Here is a 17,748-nt window from a genome sequence, read left to right as displayed (position 1 = left end):
CTCCGATAGATTCGGGAGCATGACTTTGCGAAAAGACGAGCTATCGGTCCGGCCGGCCTGGGGCACCGGAGGGTCGGCGGGCCATGTCTGAGGAGCTCGGCGGCTTGATCCCGCTGCTGTTCGCCCTGATTTTCCTGCCGGGCCTCTGCGTTGCCATGACGAGGCAGGCCGCCGACGGCCTGATGGGCCCGAACGGTGTCGCCGGGATCCGTACCCGGTACACCAGGGCCTCGGACGAAGCATGGACTGCCGGGCACCGGGCTGCCCTTCCGGTGGTGAAGAAGATGTGGCCCGTGACCGGCGTCGGCGTGCTGGCTGCCCTGGTTGTGCAGTTCACGGCGGGCGGGGCATGGGGTATCGGCGTGGCTTCCCTGATGCTCGTAGTTCAGGTGGCAATCGTCCTCCGTTCCGCGGCAGCTGCGAACGGCGCCGCGCGCGCCGTCGGCGCCTAGATGCGCAGCTGAGGCCGGGCAGGAGCTGCCCGGCCTCAGAACTGCCGGCCCTGGTGTCCGGTCACGGTGTTTGCTGCCCGCCGGTCAGGCGTCCTTGAGATCAATCCCCTTGGTTTCGGGCATCAGCCATACGGCCACCGCGGTGCATGCGCACAGGAACATGATGTAGACGCTCGACAGCCAGCCCACCCCCAACTCGATCAGCAGTGCATTCAGGTAGGGCGCCGTGCCGCCGAAGACCGCCACGGAGATGGAATACGCAAAACCGATGCTCTGGGTGCGCACCTTGGTGGGGAAGTTCTCGGACAGAGTGGCAGCCAGCAGGGCGCCCGGAACGGCGACCACCAGCAGGGCCAGCGAGGCGGCGACCAGCAGGGTCCAGGGCTCGGAGGAGATCATCCCCATCAGCGGCAGCTGGACCAGGATCATGACGGCGGCGAAGCCGATCATCATCGGGCGGCGGCCCACCTTGTCGGACAGGCGGCCCCAGAACGGAAGGGAACAGAGCGCAATCAGCTGGGCAATGACGGAGGACCAGTAGGCGCTCGAGGCTGACATTCCCTGCTGCGTGATGGCGTAGGTGGAGGCGTAGGAGGTCCAGGTGTAGTGGGCGGCGGTGATGCCGGAGGTCATTGCGATCATCAGCAGGACCGACCGGACCACCTGCTTGCGGGCCAGGGGCGTCGGTTGGTCGGCGGCCTGGGCGTTGTTTTCCTCGTGGAAGACGTCGCTCTCGTCCATCCCCTTGCGCAGGTAGAGGGCGGCCAGGGCCAGGAAAGCGCCCAGGATGAAGGGGATCCGCCAGCCCCAAGCAGCCACTTCACTCTCTTCGAGCACTGCCGTGACCGTTCCGCCCACGGTGTAGGCCAGCACCGATCCGGCAAAAATCGCGACGAAAACGATACTGCCCCACATGCCCCGGCGGTTCGCGGGGGCAATCTCGGCCACGTAGGTGTTGGCGGTGGCGGACTCGCCGCCGTGGGCGAAGCCCTGGCCGACGCGGGCCAGGAGCAGAATGATGGAGGCCCAGACGCCGACCGTGGCGTAGGTGGGCATCAGGCCGATGACCAGGGAGCCGCCGGCCATCATCAGCATGGTGGTGATAAGGACAAACTTCCGTCCCTTCTTATCCGCGATCCGGCCAAACACGATGCCGCCCAGCGGACGCATCAGGAAGCCGACGGCAAACACGGCCAGGGTGGACAGCAGCGCCGACACCGGATCATCCGGATTGAACATGGCCGCGGCTATGAAGGGCGCGAAGACGGCGTAGGCGCTCCACTCGTACCACTCGAGGATGTTGCCGACGGTGCTGGCCGCCAGGGAGTGCTTTTTGGATCTGCCGGCCGGGGCTATGGCCGCACCGGACGCTGGGATGGGGGACGATTGTGCTGACATGCTGGGGCTCCTTTGCCGCTCAGACAGTGAGGGGTTCTGCGGATCGGATGGGGTCTTCAGACGGGACGGGCTCTATCGATGGGATGGCGTGGTGGGGCTACAGGTCGTGCATGTGCCGGGCCGCCTGCTGCAGCAGGTGGGGGACTCCGGTTTCCAGCGACGGGCCGAAGACCTCGTCGCCCGGCCGCTCGCCCTGGAGCCAGCGGGTGTAGATTGCTTCGCAGAAAATTGCCGACTTCCACAGGGCCAGCACCTGGTACCAGGGCAGCGCGGCCATATCGAGTCCGGTCTGTTCCGCGTACCGGTCCACCAGCTGGGCCCTGCTCCAGTAGCCGGGCTCACGGGTGACCGGCGTCAGCTCCATGACCGTGGGGGCGCTCGCCGCATCCGAGTAGGTGGCGGTCAGATAGCCCAGGTCCGCCAGCGGATCACCCAGAGTGGCCATCTCCCAGTCCAGGATCCCCAGCACGGCGGCGGGCGCGGAACCGCGGAACAGGAGGTTTCCCATGCGGTAGTCGCCGTGGACCACTGACACGCCCTGGGAATCCGGCCGGTTGGTCTCCAGCCACCGGGCCAGATCCTGTACCTGCGGCAGCTGCCGGGTGGTGTTGGTGTCCCACAGGCCGGAGAAACGCCGAACCTGCCGCTCCAGATAACCCTCCGGCCGGCCCAGTTCGGCCAGTCCCGGCCGGCTCACGTCCACCCGGTGCAGCTGGGCCAGGGTGTCGACGACGGCGCGGCTGGTTGCCTCCCGCTGCACCACCGGGGTCAGGGCCGGCGGGGCCGCATCGGTGATCACCACCCCCTCCACAAAAGACATGACGTAGAAGGGCACCCCCAGCACCGACTCGTCCGAGCAGACGGCCAGGATCCGGGGAACGAGCACACCCTCGGCGTGCAGGAGCTGCTGGATCCGCGCTTCCCGCACCATGTCGTGGGTGGAGGGCGGCAGCGGCGGCCGGGGGCCGCGGCGGAGCACATACGTCTGGTCTCCGCGTTGGATCCGGTAGGTGATGTTCGATTGGCCGTCACCGATCCGTTCCCAGGCCAGCGGTCCGGCGCCCAGGCCCTGTTCGTCGAAGAACGCGGTCACCGCATCCAGGATGAGCAGCGGAGGACTGGGAAGGGCACGGGCCTCCGCCGTCGTCGTTACCACCTCCACGCCGTCGGGCTTCATGCCGGTCTGCATGCTCGGGCCTCCGCCCCGGCCCGAACCGCGGCATCGCCCAAATAGGGCTCGCCCGCTTCCACGGCCTTGCGCCTGCGGGAGGAGGCACGGCGGGCGATGGCCCACTTGTGGGTCTCGTTGGCGCCGTCGTAAATCCGGAAGGGCCGTACCTCGCTGAGGTACTGGGCGAGCGGCAGGCCGTCGGAAACGCCGTCGCCGCCGCAGATCTGGATGCAGCGGTCGACCACCCGGAACACCGCTTCGGAGCAATGCACCTTGGCGATGGAGGACAGGGCGGAGCCGGCCTTCGGATCCGTTGCCAGCAGCTGGGCGGTCCGGGTGATGATCGCGTCGGAGGTTTCGATGTCGATCTCGCACTGGGCGATGAGCTCCTGGGCCAGGCCGAGGTTCTTCAGGGGAGAGCCGAAGAGTTCGCGCCGCTCCGCCCGGTCCAGTGCGATGTCCAGGGAGCGCCGGGCCAGGCCGAGCCAGCGCATGCAGTGCGTGAGCCGGGCGGGTCCCAGCCGCACCTGGGCGTACTTGAACCCGAGGCCCACCCCGCCCAGCACCGCATCCGGGGACACGGCGCAGTCCTCGAAATGCACGTGCGGATGGCCGCCGTCGATGGTGCGGTCAATGGTGTGGATGGGCTCTCCGACCCGCACCCCCGGATGGTCCATGTCCACGAGGAACATGGTTGCCCCGGCAGCGGCGTCGTTGGTTGCCTCGGTGCGGGCCATGACGATGCAGAAGCCGGCGCCAACCGCTCCGCTGATGAAGCGCTTGTGGCCGTTGATCACCCACCGCTCGCCGTCGAACTCCGCGGATGTCAGCAGGGCTGCCGGATCCGATCCGGCTCCGGGGTGCGGTTCGGTCATGCCGAAACAGGAGCGGATTTCTCCGGAGGCCAGCGGCGCCAGGAAGCGGCGCTTTTGCTCCGCGGTGCCGATGAGCTCGAGCAGGTGCATGTTGCCCTCGTCCGGCGCCATGCAGTTGAGCGCGGCGGGCCCGATGGGTGAATAGCCGGCCTCCTGGAAAATGACCGACCACCACTGGATGGGAACGCCCTGGCCGCCGTATTCCTGCGGTACGTGGGGTGCAAACACTCCGGCGTCCTTGGCGGCCTGCTGCAGCCGGTCGCGGGTGGCCTGGTCCATCCGCTCGCCCGGTGCGGGTTCGGCGGGAAGGACGGTTTGCCGGATGAAGTCCCGGGTTCGCCGGCGGAGTGCTTCCACCGTGTCCGGGGTATGGGCTGCTGCGGTCATAACTGTGTCCTTTCGGGGCGGGTCAGGCCGTGCCGCCGGCAACCATCAGGCCGCCGTCCAGCGTGAGGATCTGCCCGGTGGTCCATGCCGATTCTGCGGAGGCGAGGTAGGTGACGGCCGAGGCGATGTCCTCGGGGGTGCCGAGGCGGCCGAGGGGGTAGCCGCTGGCCACTTCGTCCTCCCGGCCCTCGTACAGGGCTTTGGAGAACTGGGTTTTGACGACTGCCGGGGAGACGGCGTTGACGCGGATCTCCGGGCCGAGTTCGACGGCGAGGGAGCGGGTGAGGTGGGACACGGCGGCCTTGCTGATGCCGTAAAGCCCGATTCCGGGGGAGGGGGTGTCGGCGGTGACGGAGGACAGGTTGACCACCACTCCGCGGCGCTCGCGGAAGCTCAGGCCGGGATGGTGAACGGTGTCCTGCACCCAGGCCAGGGTTCCCAGGACGTTGACCTCGAAGACCTTGCGGGCTGCCGCCAGGTCCAGGTCGACGAGCGGCCCGAAGACCGGGTTGATGCCGGCGTTGTTCACCAGGATGTCCAGCCCGCCGAAGGCTTGCGCCACCGTGTCCAGCGCTGCCGCCCGGTGGACGGCGTCGTCGGACTTGCCCGCGACGGCGATGACGGAGCCGGCCGGGAAGCCGGCCGCCGCCTCTTCCAGCGGTCCGGCGCTCCGGGCGGTGATGCAGACCCGGGCACCGTGGGCCACGAGGTCGCGGGCGATGGCCAGCCCGATGCCCCGGCTGGCACCGGTGACCAGCGCGGTTTTTCCGTCGAGTTCGCCGCCGCTCATGCCTGCCCCTCCACGGGAGAGTCGCGGAGCACTTTGCGGCGGATCTTGCCGGTCTGCGTCTTGGGCAGGTCCTCGATGACGTGGACGATCCGGGGGTATTTGTAGGCGGCGAGGCGCTGCTTGGTGAACTCGATGACTTCCTCCTCGGTGAGAGTGTGTCCGGGCTTCAGCGAGACGTAGGCGACCACCGTCTCGCCGCGGTACGGGTCGGGCTGTCCGACGACGGCGGCCTCAAAGACCGCGGGGTGCTCGTAGAGCACGTCCTCGACCTCCCGGGGCCACACCTTGAAGCCGGACACGTTGATCTGGTCCTTGAGCCGGTCCACGATGTAGACCCAGCCGTCCGCATCCACCACGGCCACGTCCCCGGTCCGGAGCCGCCCGCCGGGCATGGTCCGGGCGGAGGCCTCGGGATTGTTCCAGTAGCCCGGAACAATCTGCGGCCCGGCCAGTTCCAGTTCGCCCTGTTCGCCGGCGGGCAGCGGATTCCCGTCCGCGTCGATGATCCGAACGGTGACGTTGGGCAGCGGAAGGCCGATGGACAGGCTGCCGCTGGCCGGATCCACCGGGGCGTCGACGCCGGGCGGCACGGCGATGACGCCGGACGTCGTCTCGGTCATGCCGTAAATGTTGTGGATGTACTTTCCGAACCGCGCCCGGAAGCCCTCGACCGTAGCCGGCGGAATGGGGGCACCGCCGGAATACAGCGTCCGGATCGAGGCAAAGTGCTCGGCGGTTGCGCCGGGGATCTGATAGATGGCGTTGAAGACGGTGATGGAGCCCGTGGTGCAGGTGACCTTGTGCTCGGCTATGGCATCGACGACGACGGCGGGATGGGTGCGGTTGATGAAGACCAGCGTCGTGTCCTGGAGCAGGGGAGCGGCGGCGCCGAGCACGGCACCGGTGATGTGGAACAGCGGAGCAACGGCCAGCACCCGGTCGCCGGGCTGCAGCCCCATCCAGGCGGCCGAGGTGGCCGCCACGTTGAGGACGTTCCGGTGCGTGTTCATGGCACCCTTGGGCGGCCCGGTGGTTCCGGAGGTGTAACTCAGCAGCGCCACGTCGTCGGGCCCCGGCGTCGTCCCGGCGGGCCCCGGTGCCGTGCCGCCGGGGGAGCGGCCTGCAAAGGCACTGATCAGCTCCGCCATGTCGCCGTCCGGCGAGGGTTCCAGTGGCTCTGCTTTGGGGAAGACCCGCGGATCGTTGCGGCTCTGGTACTCCAGTCCCGACGTCGTCACGATCCATTGCACGGAGCTGCCGGCGACGGTGTCGGCAGTGGCTGGGTAGAGCGTGTCTTCGGCGATGATCCCCGTGGCGCGGGAGTCATCGATGAGATGGCGCAGCTCCCGGCCCTTGTACATGGGGTTCAGCAGCACTGCCGCTGCTCCCAGCTTCCACAGGGCAAGGAAGGAGATGGCATATTGGGGGATGTTCTGCAGCTGGATCCCGATGCGGTCACCGTGGCCCACGCCGCGGTTTTGCAGGGCTGCGGCGAACGCATCGGACAATTCGTCCAGCTGCGCAGCGGTCAGGGTCTGGTCGAAGTAGGCAATGGCGGTTCCTTGGGGATTCCCTTGAACCCGTCGCCGCCAGGCCTCCACCACTGACTGGGCGCGGATTTCAAAGGGGGAGGACAAACCGGAAGGATGAAGGCTGGTTGATCTGGGAGTCACACTGGCATCCACTGCGTGCTCGCTTCCATGTCGATCTGGGGGGACCCGGAAGGGGATCGCTTACCGAGCGATCGCTCGGTAGGATTAGTGTGAGCTAGGACACATCGGCTGTCAAGGCCCAAAAACAGGTAGTTCGAAGGGAAGAAATGTCACGCACAGAGCGAAAAGGGGAACCGGTTCCGTCCCCGGGCGCTGCTTTGCCGGCTCGAAACGGAGGGTCGGATTGGCGAACCTACGCACCGGATGACCTGTCGCCGATCTTGGCCAGCGCTCTGGAGTGCTTCATGGAGCACGGCTATCACGGCACAACCATCCGCCAGGTTGCGGCCCGGTGCGGACTGTCCGTCCCCGGGCTGTATCACCACTATCCGTCCAAGCACGCGCTGCTGGTGGCCATTACCTCGCATGCGATGTCCGACCTGTGGCTGCGCAGCGAACAGGCGCTGGCCGAAGCCGGAGAATCCGTCTCGGACCAGTTCGATTCCCTGGTCGAATGCCTGGTGCTCTTTCATGCCCGGCGGACGGAGCTGGCCTTCATCGCGTTCAGCGAGATCCGGAGCCTGGACGGCTCCGCCCGCTCGGAGCACATTGCGGCCCGTGACCGCCAGCAGGGGCTGATGAATGCCGTTGTTGAAGAGGGGGCCAAAACCGGGGTGTTCACCACCCGTTTTCCGCGGGAGGCCAGCATGGCGGTCATTACCATGTGCACCGGTGTTGCCCAGTGGTTCCGGCCTGACGGGGCGCTGACGCCTGAGCAGCTGGTCGAGCGGTACCGGGAAATCAGCAGCATGGCTGTGGGCAGATAAACCGATCGGGCCGTGCCTCTCCGGAGACGGCGGCGATCTCTTCCTCCGCGCCCCTGCCAGCGCTTAATCTGGCGGCGTACGGAAAGACCCATCCCACGGAGTTCTTAGGAGATCGCTATGTCCACCACCCTGAATCCCTACCTCAGCTTCCGGGACAACGCCAAGGAGGCCATGGCGTTCTACCAGAGCGTCTTCGGCGGAACCTTGGAAAGCAGCACATTCGCAGAGATGAACATGGCCGATGACCCTTCCGAGGGCAGCAAGATCATGCACTCCTCGCTGACCACGGACAGCGGCCTGGTCCTGATGGCCTCGGACACGCCCAACAGCATGGAGCTGGATGAGGGCAGCAGTTACTCCATCGCGCTGAGCGGCGACGACGGCGACCGGCTGCGCGGCTACTGGGACAAGCTGCTCGACGGCGGACAGATGACCGTGCCGCTGGAGCGCGCGCCCTGGGGCGATGTGTTCGGCATGCTGACCGACAAGTTCGGCACCAGCTGGATGATCAGCATCGACGGGCCGGGCTCGGAGAGCTGAGCTGAGCCGGGCACAAACCCGGGCAGGACCTGGACGGTGGCAGCTGTCCGTTCCACCGTCCAGGCTATTTGATCGGTGGACTAGTAGCCGCCGAACTTCTGCGCCTGCCGGTACGCCTTCTTCCGGGCGAAGTACTCGCTTGACGGCTTCATGAACAACAGCACCACGGCCGCGAAGGTGGCCAGCATCGCTGCCAGCGTGAGGACGCCGGACATGGTCCCGGCAGTGAACAGCCCGAACAGTCCAATTAGGGAAAGGGCCGCAAAGACCGTGATGGTGATGCGAGCCCAGTTGAAACCGGCCCGCACGAGGAAGGCCAAAGCCACCCTGACGCCCAGGCCGATGATGCCGGAGACCGCGGCGGAGGCCGTGCCGGACGCTACGCTGGCGGCCAGGGTCGTGGAATCAACCTGCAGTCCTGCGTTGCGGAAGGTTTCCTCCATGGTCTCGAGGTATTCGGGCGAATTCACGTAGGCAATGGCGAAGGGCAGTGCAATCAGCCCGAGGACGGCGCTGCCGATCAGCAGCCAGAACGCCAGGTTCACCTGCTGGGGGCGGGCCGGCTCCTCAGCGGGAGGCATCTGGCCGGCGGGGTTTTGCGGATATCCGTAGCCGCCCTGCGGCTGGCCGGCCGGCGCCGGATAGCTGTAGCCGCTGGGGGCGCCCGGAGCGGGATAGCCGCCGGTGCCCTGCTGTCCCGGCTGGCCGCCCTGTCCCGGCTGGCCCTGATTCCACGGCCCGGGATTGGGCCCGGGCTGGTTGGGCTGCGTCGGTTCACTCATCTTGTTCCCCCTGTGGTGAATTCGCCCTGACGGCGATGCGGTTCGGCGCCTGCGGCAGCCGAAATCTAGCGCCAGCCTAGCGCAGCAGGCGGCCCGATTCTCGGCCCCGAGAAGACGTGTCCGGCGGGCTCACCGGATCCGCAGGCATAAAATGTGAGTGCCCATCGCCGGACTTTGAGAGATGCACCCTTCATGATCACCACCGCCATCACGCCCTCCTTCGTAGCCGGAGCGGCGGACTTTGAAACAACGGCCCGGGGACTTCGACCCCATCGGCTGCCGGCCTGGGTCCGCACCCGCTTTCCCGATCCGCAGCTGCTGATGGCCGAAGGCCAGCCCTCCGGCGTTCGGCTGGTCCTGTCCACGACGGCGCAGACCCTCGAGGTCGTCACGCATTCCACCCGGGTGGTGTACCGCGGCGCTGACCGTCCCCGGGGCAGCCTGGACCTAATGGTCGACGCCGAATTCCTCCAGAGCGAGGAACTCACGGGCGGTGATTACGTCGAGGTTGATATGTCGACCGGCGAGAGCACTCCTTTCCAGGGTCCGTCCCATACCAGTGACTTCCGTCTGCCTCCGGGCGGGAAGGTCGTGGAGATCTGGCTGCCGCACAACGAGTCCGTCGAGCTGCTGGAACTGCGCGCGGACGCCCCGGTGGCGCCGTATTCCTCGGGCAAGCCCGTCTGGCTGCACCACGGCAGCTCCATCAGCCACGGTTCAAATGCGGCCACCCCCTCGCAGATTTGGCCTGCGGTTGCTGCCCGACTCGGCGGGGTGGAGCTACACAACCTCGGCCTGGGCGGGAGTGCGCTGGTTGACCCGTTCACCGCGCAGGTGATGCGCGATACCCCGGCCGATTTCATCAGCGTGAAGCTCGGCATCAACGTGGTGAACCTTGATTCCATGCGCCTGCGTGCGTTTGCGCCTGCCGTGCACGGGTTCCTCGACACCATCCGCGAGGGACACCCGGAGACACCGCTGGTGCTCATCTCGCCCATTTTCTGCGGTATCCATGAAGACACTCCCGGCCCCGGCGCCATCGACCCGGCGTCCTTCGGCACGGACCAGATCCGCTTCACCGCGTCCGGCAATCCTGCCGGGGTGGCTGCGGGCCAGCTGACACTTCGGGTGATCCGCGAGGCGCTAGCGTCGCTGGCGGAGCGCCGGGCGGACGATCCGAATCTGTACTTCCTGGACGGCCTGAGTCTCTACGGTGCCGTGGACGCTGAGGTGCACCCGCTGCCCGACGCGCTGCACCCGGACACTGCCACTCACCGGTTGATCGGGGAGCGGTTTGCCGAGTACGCGTTCGCAGGCGAGGGTCCGTTTGGGCAGGTAAACGCGGCTGAGACTGTCTCCTGAGTGGAGCCAGGCACGGACGCCTTGGCCGCCGACTGATGCGCGCTGCTGCTTGAGATTACCTGCCCGACGACGACGGTCGACAGACTCTGTATCCCCTTTGGCGGTCAAGGGTGTGAGGACTCGCGCCCGCACAAGCTATCAGCCGGCGGAGGGCGGTTTGGATAACTCCCAGACCCGGGAAAACTCGTCGGCAACTTGTTGCCAGACCAGTCGACGACCATCCGCAACTGAGCCGATGTCGTTGGCCTCGGCCCCGAAGAGGACAAAATCATGGGGAATGATCCTGCCTGCCCTGTCTTTGCGCTGCAAAGGATCTGGGAAACGCAGTGCCACCATGTCGGCGACGCGGTGAAAGACCTCCGGTTCAGCCCCTGCACCCGCAAAGGCCTCTTCATAGACCACGAGAGGATCCTTGTTTCCGCCATCGCGGAGAAATCGGAAACCCCAACTCCGCCCACGAGTGGCCCAGATCAGGCTCACCTACGGCTCCGGAGGAGGACCTGATCTTCTTCTGCTTTGTCCAAGTCCGCCCGGAACCCGGTTAGCGTTGCTGACAAATAATCCTGTCTTGCCAAAGCCTCGGAGTTGATCCCCCTTAGTTTATCCGCTGCCAACTTGACTGCTTCGTTCACAAGATTTGGTCCAATATGCTGCAGCAGATTTCCTATTGGGCCGGGCGCCTGGCCTTTCCGCCCGATCAGCGCGGCGGCCAAAGGGCCAACGCCAGCCAACAGATTCTGGGCCACTTTTCTTGGGATCTGCTTTGCCTCGGCCCACCTGACATGACGCTCGATTGGGAGCATTGCCGCGAGGGGCAAGATTAGCTTCAGCCCAACGCGCTCAGTGACCTCAATCTTGTCTGAGCCGAACTTGGCTGACGACAGCAGTACGAAGTCCTCGCCGACTGACAACGCGTCACTGGCTTCCACCAGCCCGGCGAGCACTTCCCGTAGCTGGGCCAGGTCATCACCGGCCTTTTCTATGAGGAGATCCCTGAACTTGAACACGTCCATTTCGGGAAGCAGATCGGACTTTGAGAGAGCCATGACCCAGATACGTGGAAACTCGACAAGAGGCTTGCCATCGTCCAAGAGATCGTCTTTGAGCGACAGCAATCCGTTGCGGAAATTGCTCAGCAACGATTTCAGGTACCGTTCCTCCTCGCCTGAGTGGTCAAGCAACCGCTGACTGTCCACCAGCAGTAGAGCTACATCAGAACCCAGCAACGCCTTGAATGTATCAACCTTGCGCTTGGCTTCTTCTTCCCCGCTCACATCCTCCTCGAACCACTCGCCCGGGTAGTCGTGCCAAACGAGGCGGAGGGCATCAGAGGGTCTCGCCTTCACCGCCTTAGCATCGAACGCTTCCTTTGGCTTCACTGAGAAAGAGTAGGAAGTGGCTGAGAATCGGGTGGGTGCGGGCAGGCGCGCTGAATCTCTCATGCCGAGGTAGTTTTGATGCAGTCGATTGCCTTGGCCAGTCTCGTTCGCCACGACGTTGAACAGACTCTTCTTCAGATACTGTGGCTCCTGTGCGGCTCCGTAAAAGGAAGAGATCATGACGGTTTTGCCGCTACCGCTCTCGCCGAAGACCGCGATGTGCTGCTCTAGCGCTCTACTTAGTTGCATTTGAGGAGCTTACACAACTTCTAGAGTTGGTTCGGGTGGAAAACGTCTGTTAGCGCTCTGTGGGTATGGCTGGAATTACTTGCTGTCAGTGAATTCTTCGCTTGGCAGCCGGCATTGTCATCCTATTAAGGGAGGATGGATCGCATCAGAAGGTCAGTGGCGAGATATTTATGGATCTTGTTTCCACGAGGGACGAGATAGATGTCCCAGGAAAAGAGCTGCGCTCACGCTGCCCAGGGTAGGTCCTGAGTCCTCGCGTAGATGCCCCCGTGGCACAGGGCGAGGTAGCTCCCGGGAGGGACTGCAATACTTTGAGATCTTGGGGTCTGTGTTCGTGACTTCAGCACCGGTTGTTCTCCTAGCATTCCCCCTCCGGCTAGACTCAGAGAAGGCTAGAGAAACAGGGGAGCAAGCTTGAAGAAGATTGACGGGATCGCGAAGTCCGTAAATGACATTCTCAAAGGAAACCGCTATTCAATCGATTACTACCAGCGGGAATATCGCTGGGAGTTCAAGCAGCTTCAAGAACTAGTTAACGACCTTACCGGTAGGTTCTCTGATGCCTGGGATTCGGCTCATGAACGTAGCGAAGTTGAAAAGTATCCATACTACTTTCTCGGCTCAATCATCGTTTCTGAAAAAGACTCTGCCTCCTTCATAGTCGACGGACAACAACGCCTCACAAGCCTGACTCTCCTTCTGACCTACCTGCGGCGGCTTCAAGATCAGCGCGCGGTTCAAGTACCCATCGATGACCTGCTGATGGTGGAGAAGTACGGTAAAAAGTCCTTCAACCTCGACGTTGCTGACAGGACTGAATGCATGACTTCCCTCTTTGAAACGGGGCGATTCAGCCCGCCGCCGGAGGCCTCGGAATCAGTACAAACCCTGGTAGCTCGCTATGACGAACTGGATGACACCTTCCCGGAAGAGCTAAGAGGCGACGCGCTGCCCTTCTTCATCGATTGGCTTATCTATAGGGTCCAAATCGTCCAAATCACCGCGTACACCGACGACGATGCCTACACGATCTTCGAGACCATGAATGACCGGGGGCTCAAACTGACTCCAGCCGACATGCTCAAGGGGTACCTGCTCTCCAACATCACCGAAGGGACTGCGCGGGCGACGGCAAATGACTCGTGGCGCAAGCGCATGCTGGAGCTGGGCAGTCTCCACAAGGACGGGGATTCCGACTTCATCAAGACCTGGTTCAGGAGCCAGTACGCCGAGAAGATCCGTGAGCGCAAGAAGGCGGCCAGACCTGAGGACTGGGACCGAATCGGCACAGAATTTCATCGATGGGTCCGGAATGACGCCGTTCGCTTGGGCCTGAGTAGCCAAGGAACCTTCTATGACTTCGTAATGAAGGACATGGATTTCTACAGTCGCCAATATCTCCGCGTAGCCAAAGCCTCGACCGGTGAATCGACCCCGTCCGGGTTGGAACACATCGGTTACAATGCCGATCGAGGCTTCACCTTGCAGCATCAACTACTCCTTGCGCCCTTACAGCCCGAAGACTCGCAGGAGACAGTGGATCAAAAATTGGCGCTGGTTGCACGCTACGTCGACATTCTCCTGGCTTGGAGGATCTGGAATTGGCGCAGCATTGCCTACTCCACAATGTCGTATGCCATGTTCGTAGTGATGAAGGATATTCGAGGACTCAGCGCCGAAGATCTAGCAGTCAGACTCCACTCCTTGCTGCTGAGTGAAACTGAAACGTTTGACAGTAACAATAGGTTCCGAATGCATCAGCAGAACCGTTTTCAAGTACACCGGTTTCTCGCACGCCTTACCGACTACGTGGCTGTGCAGTCCGGAGGAGCAAGCCGGTACAGGGAACTGACAAACGCTGCGAATGTTCGCTACGAAGTGGAGCATATCTGGGCGGACCATCCTGAGCAGTATCTCGATGAGTTCCCTCAGACCCACGACTTTTCAGAACACCGCAACCTCATTGGTGGGCTCCTCCTTCTGCCCAAGTCATTCAACGCCAGCTATAACGATGATGCCTACGAGAGCAAGTTGCAGCACTACCTGACGCAGAATCTTCTCGCTAGGTCTCTTCATTCTCAGTGCTATGAGAAGAACCCCGGCTTCGTGCAGTTCATCAAGAAAGGAAACCTGCCGTTCAAGCCCTATGACAGTTTCACGAAAACAGCCAATCTTGAACGCGGAGAGCTGTACAGAGACCTCGCGAAGCGAATCTGGAATCCCGACGACCTACTGGGTCTGGGAGCGAGTTCCGGCAGCGGAACGACATCCGGAGGAGCATCGACTGATGCGTAGCCCCAGCTGGTTCCTGGAGTGTGAATGTGGCTACAACGAGGAATGCACAATCCAGGTCAGGCCTGTTGGTTGAATACGACTATCCACGCTCGCTGACTCCACGCGTTTCAAATGTATTCAGAGTTGCAGCTACTCTCATCAGACAAGGCACCCTAAAATGGCTGCGCAAGAAACCAAGAAGGCTGGGCATTGCTGAACATCTATCGGGGAGAGCCAGAATCTTTGGCGGAAGGTCTCTACGAGCTACTGCACACGAAGGAACTTGCCGAGCGGATTGAGACGCAGCCGGAACTGCAGGCTGCGTTCGAGACGGTCTCGGATGATCTCTCTCCCGATGTCCTGGCGAGTCACATAGCCAACCAGGCGAGGCAGGCTCTGGCCGCGGCGGCCCCGGCCGATCGGGTGGCGCTGGCCAACAGCATCCTGAGCGACCTGCACGGTGCGGCACTGATTCAGGCTGGACCGCAGCAGCTGACATCGCTGTTTCCGCCCGAGGGGCTGAAGCGTCGCCAGCTCCGTCGGCCCGCAAGCTCCTTCAGCAGAGCCGCCCTGCTCACCAACGGTAAAGATGATCCCAGCTTGTCCTCGGAGCTCAACGCTGAACTGGCGTCTGCTGACCGGGTCGACATGCTGTGCGCGTTCATTCGCTGGACAGGGCTGCGGTTGTTGGGCAAGTCGCTGACCGAGCTCAAAGAGCGCGGGGTTCCCCTTCGGGTCCTCACCACCACCTATATGGGTGCCACCGAACGGCGGGCCATCGATGAACTGGTCCGCATCTACGGTGCGGAGGTGCGCATTAACTATGAAACCCAGGCGACCCGGTTGCATGCCAAGGCCTGGTTGTTCCGCCGGAATTCCGGTTTCGACACCGCATATGTCGGGAGCTCAAACCTCAGCCGCGCGGCGATGCTTGAGGGATTGGAATGGAACGTCAAACTCTCCGCCGTGGGAACCCCGGAACTGCTGCAGAAGTTCGAAGTGACGTTTGACAGTTACTGGGAGCAGCCGGAGTTTCAGCCTTACGACCCAGACCGCGACGGCGACAAACTGGACGCGGCCCTTGCCAGCAACGGCGGGAAGAAAACGTCCCTTCCGCAGGGTTCCACCGGACTGGAAGTGCAGCCGCACCCGTACCAACAGGGCATGCTGGAAGACCTGGAGGCTGCCAGGGACGTCCATGGCCACCATCGCAATTTGTTGGTCGCCGCCACCGGGACCGGAAAGACAGTCATCGCGGCCCTGGACTACAAGCGGCTGTGCGATGCTGCCGGCCGGAGGTTGACACTGCTGTTCGTCGCGCACCGGCAGGAAATCCTGGCCCAGTCCCTGCGCACCTACCGGAACGTGATGCAGGACGGCAGCTTTGGCGAGCTCTTCGTCGGCACACACAAACCCTCTGAAGGAAAGCATCTGTTCGCCAGCGTGCAGTCCCTCGCAGCGCGGGGAGTGGAGACTCTCAGCCCCGAGGAGTTCGACGTCGTCGTCATCGACGAGTTCCACCATGCCGAGGCGCCCACCTACCGCCGCATCATGGAACGTTTGGAACCGGCCGAGCTGCTCGGGCTGACAGCAACTCCGGAACGCGGCGACGGCGTCAACGTGGCCGACGCGTTCTTCGACGGCCGTGTCGCCAGTGAGCTCCGGCTCTGGGATGCGTTGGAAGCCAACCTGCTGGTGCCGTTCCACTACTTCGGGGTGGCCGACGACGTCGACCTCAGCCAGCTGGAATGGAAACGCGGCAACTACGACGCCGCGCAACTGAGCAACGTCTACACCGGCAACGACGCGCGGGCCGCCAAGGTCATCGCGGAAACCCGACGCACGGTCACCAGCGTTGAGGACATGAGAGCACTGGGCTTCTGCGTGTCCGTCCAGCACGCAAAGTACATGGCCGAGGTCTTCAATAACGCGGGAATCCCCTCGGCGACCGTTTCCGGTGAAACACCCGAACCGGACCGGGAAGCGGCGCTGCGCCTGCTGCGGGACGGGGAGCTGAACTGCATCTTCGCGGTGGACGTCTTCAACGAGGGCCTCGACCTGCCCGAGGTCGACACCATCCTGATGCTCCGGCCCACCCAGAGCTCCACCATTTTCCTGCAACAGCTGGGCCGCGGACTCCGCCGGTCCAAGGACAAAGCAGTCCTGACAGTTCTGGACTTTATCGGCCAGCAGCGGCGAGAGTTCCGCTTCGACAACAAGCTGCACGCCATCACCGGACTGCGGCGAAAAGGGCTCAAGAGCGCCATCGAAGAAGGGTTCCCATTCCTCCCATCCGGTTCCCAGATCGTGCTGGACCGTGTTTCGCAGGAGATCATCATCGACAGCCTCCGCGATCAACTGCGGAGCACCCGGCCGCAGTTGGTCGCTGACATCCGCTTCCACGGGGAAACCGGGTTGGCAGACTTCCTGCAAAAGTCCGGGCGCGGGTTGGAAGATGTGTACCGGAAAACCGGGGAATCCTGGACTTCATTAATCCGTTCTGCGGGATTGGCCGAAGCTGCCGCCGGACCAGCACAGCTGCTGAGAGGGGATGAACAGAGGTCGATTGCGGAGGAGACGCTGCTGCTCCGGCGCATGACCACACTGCTCTGCGTTGACGATCCCGAACGGGCTGAGGCCTACACCATGCTAGTGTCCCGGAACGCTCCGCGGTATGAGGAGCTGGGCCCGCGGGAGCAGACGTTCGCCCGCATGCTGTTCTTTGCGCTGTGGCCCGAGGCTGGGAAGTTCACCTCGTACGACGCCGGCCTCGACTTCCTGCACAGCTATCCCACCGTGTGCGACGAGATTCGCCAACTGGCTGCCCTCGGCGTCGACCGGACTCGTTATGCGCCCAAGGGGCTGGGCCGCGGACTGGCGCATGTGCCCTTGTACTCGCACGCGACCTACCGGCGAGAGGAGGTCCTTGCGGCGCTTGGCTACCTGGCCGTGGACGGGCGGAAGGCCCGGCACCGGGAAGGCGTGGCCTGGTGCGAAGACACGCAAACTGATGCGTTCTTCGTGACGGTGGAAAAGGATGCCAAGGACCGGGCTGCCAGCATCATGTACAAGGACTACGCGCTGAGCCCGGACGTGTTCCACTGGGAGTCGCAGAACAGCACGTCTCCGACCAGTCCGGTGGGCCAGCGCTATCTGGACCACAAGGCTGCCGGCACGCAGATCCTGCTGTTCACCCGGGCCCGTGAAAACGACGAGTCAGGCTTGACGATGCCGTACGTCTGCCTTGGCCAGCTGGATTACATGCAGCACACCGGGTCGAAGCCGATCGCGATCACCTGGAAGCTGCAGCGGCCGATGCCGGCCGATGTTTACACGGAGGCCAGTGCCGTGGCGCAGTAATCCCGCTTAACGTGATCTAGGGAGGGACTATCAGAGCACAGTGACATGCTGCGCAAGGAGGATGCCCCCACCGATGCTAAACCGCGTCGGCGATCCGCTTCTCGTCGCCGATAATCGTCAACAGGAACCTGCCTGAAGAGGCCGACATAATGACGCGCGGGCGCCGGGTAAGTTCCTTGAACTCATTCACTAACAGGATGGCCGCCGGTCCAGCGTGGGAACACACCCCGTGAGGCGTTCAGCGGCAGGT

The 17,748-nt window shown here is 63.6% G+C and carries 14 protein-coding genes; 6 read left to right on the top strand and 8 right to left on the bottom strand.

Annotated elements, in window-relative coordinates:
- Nucleotides 1–83: 83 nt before the first annotated feature.
- A complete protein-coding gene (locus QNO00_RS14010) occupies nt 84–452 on the top strand; it encodes an SdpI family protein (protein WP_284024948.1) in 369 nt (122 codons plus the stop codon).
- Nucleotides 453–536: 84 nt separating this feature from the next.
- On the opposite strand, the gene QNO00_RS14005 is transcribed toward QNO00_RS14010, so the two are convergent.
- From QNO00_RS14005 to QNO00_RS13985, 5 genes are all read right to left on the bottom strand, one after another.
- Complete coding sequence (locus QNO00_RS14005; protein WP_284024947.1) at nt 537–1,850, bottom strand: MFS transporter; 1,314 nt, start codon at nt 1,848–1,850, stop codon at nt 537–539.
- Nucleotides 1,851–1,947: 97 nt separating this feature from the next.
- Complete coding sequence (locus QNO00_RS14000; protein WP_284024946.1) at nt 1,948–3,039, bottom strand: phosphotransferase family protein; 1,092 nt, start codon at nt 3,037–3,039, stop codon at nt 1,948–1,950.
- Entirely contained in the window at nt 3,024–4,283 is a 1,260-nt protein-coding gene (locus QNO00_RS13995) for an acyl-CoA dehydrogenase family protein (protein WP_284024945.1), read from the bottom strand. Before QNO00_RS13995 ends, QNO00_RS14000 begins: the two co-directional genes overlap by 16 nt.
- 22 nt (nt 4,284–4,305) lie before the next feature.
- Nucleotides 4,306–5,073, bottom strand: a complete 768-nt coding sequence (locus QNO00_RS13990) for an SDR family oxidoreductase (RefSeq protein WP_284024944.1) — start codon at nt 5,071–5,073, stop codon at nt 4,306–4,308.
- On the bottom strand, nt 5,070–6,710 hold the full coding sequence (locus QNO00_RS13985) for a class I adenylate-forming enzyme family protein (protein ID WP_284024943.1): 1,641 nt from the start codon (nt 6,708–6,710) through the stop codon (nt 5,070–5,072). Before QNO00_RS13985 ends, QNO00_RS13990 begins: the two co-directional genes overlap by 4 nt.
- A 233-nt stretch (nt 6,711–6,943) precedes the next feature.
- Here QNO00_RS13985 and QNO00_RS13980 point away from each other — a divergent pair, with 233 nt between their 5' ends.
- Together QNO00_RS13980 and QNO00_RS13975 are read left to right on the top strand one after the other, a co-directional pair.
- Nucleotides 6,944–7,552: a TetR/AcrR family transcriptional regulator gene (locus QNO00_RS13980; protein WP_502863380.1), complete on the top strand. Its 609-nt coding sequence runs from the start codon at nt 6,944–6,946 to the stop codon at nt 7,550–7,552.
- A 117-nt stretch (nt 7,553–7,669) separates the two neighbouring features.
- Nucleotides 7,670–8,092 carry a VOC family protein gene (locus QNO00_RS13975; protein ID WP_229964429.1) on the top strand — a complete coding sequence of 141 codons (423 nt, stop codon included), beginning with the start codon at nt 7,670–7,672 and terminating at the stop codon, nt 8,090–8,092.
- 80 nt (nt 8,093–8,172) lie between these two features.
- Here the strand turns inward: QNO00_RS13975 and QNO00_RS13970 are convergent, their stop codons facing one another.
- Entirely contained in the window at nt 8,173–8,874 is a 702-nt protein-coding gene (locus QNO00_RS13970; protein WP_284024941.1) for a hypothetical protein, read from the bottom strand.
- Nucleotides 8,875–9,066: 192 nt separating this feature from the next.
- On the opposite strand from QNO00_RS13970, the gene QNO00_RS13965 reads away from it, so the two are divergent.
- Nucleotides 9,067–10,236 (top strand): GDSL-type esterase/lipase family protein, encoded by a 1,170-nt coding sequence (locus QNO00_RS13965; RefSeq protein WP_284024940.1) that lies wholly within the window; start codon nt 9,067–9,069, stop codon nt 10,234–10,236.
- Nucleotides 10,237–10,374: 138 nt separating this feature from the next.
- On the opposite strand, the gene QNO00_RS13960 is transcribed toward QNO00_RS13965, so the two are convergent.
- A complete protein-coding gene (locus QNO00_RS13960; RefSeq protein WP_229964432.1) occupies nt 10,375–10,638 on the bottom strand; it encodes a hypothetical protein in 264 nt (87 codons plus the stop codon).
- Nucleotides 10,639–10,712: 74 nt separating this feature from the next.
- Nucleotides 10,713–11,864: a TRAFAC clade GTPase domain-containing protein gene (locus QNO00_RS13955; protein WP_229964433.1), complete on the bottom strand. Its 1,152-nt coding sequence runs from the start codon at nt 11,862–11,864 to the stop codon at nt 10,713–10,715.
- 414 nt (nt 11,865–12,278) lie between these two features.
- Between QNO00_RS13955 and QNO00_RS13950 the strand changes: the two genes are divergently transcribed.
- Together QNO00_RS13950 and QNO00_RS13945 are read left to right on the top strand one after the other, a co-directional pair.
- Nucleotides 12,279–14,159 (top strand): DUF262 domain-containing protein, encoded by a 1,881-nt coding sequence (locus QNO00_RS13950; protein WP_229964434.1) that lies wholly within the window; start codon nt 12,279–12,281, stop codon nt 14,157–14,159.
- Nucleotides 14,160–14,381: 222 nt separating this feature from the next.
- Nucleotides 14,382–17,498 carry a DEAD/DEAH box helicase gene (locus QNO00_RS13945; RefSeq protein WP_284024939.1) on the top strand — a complete coding sequence of 1,039 codons (3,117 nt, stop codon included), beginning with the start codon at nt 14,382–14,384 and terminating at the stop codon, nt 17,496–17,498.
- Nucleotides 17,499–17,748 lie beyond the last annotated feature (250 nt).

The organism is Arthrobacter sp. zg-Y1219 (assembly GCF_030125545.1).
Taxonomy (GTDB): Bacteria; Actinomycetota; Actinomycetes; order Actinomycetales; family Micrococcaceae; genus Arthrobacter_B.
Note: the sequence above shows the minus strand (reverse complement) of the source record. Positions and strands in the feature narration are given on the sequence as shown.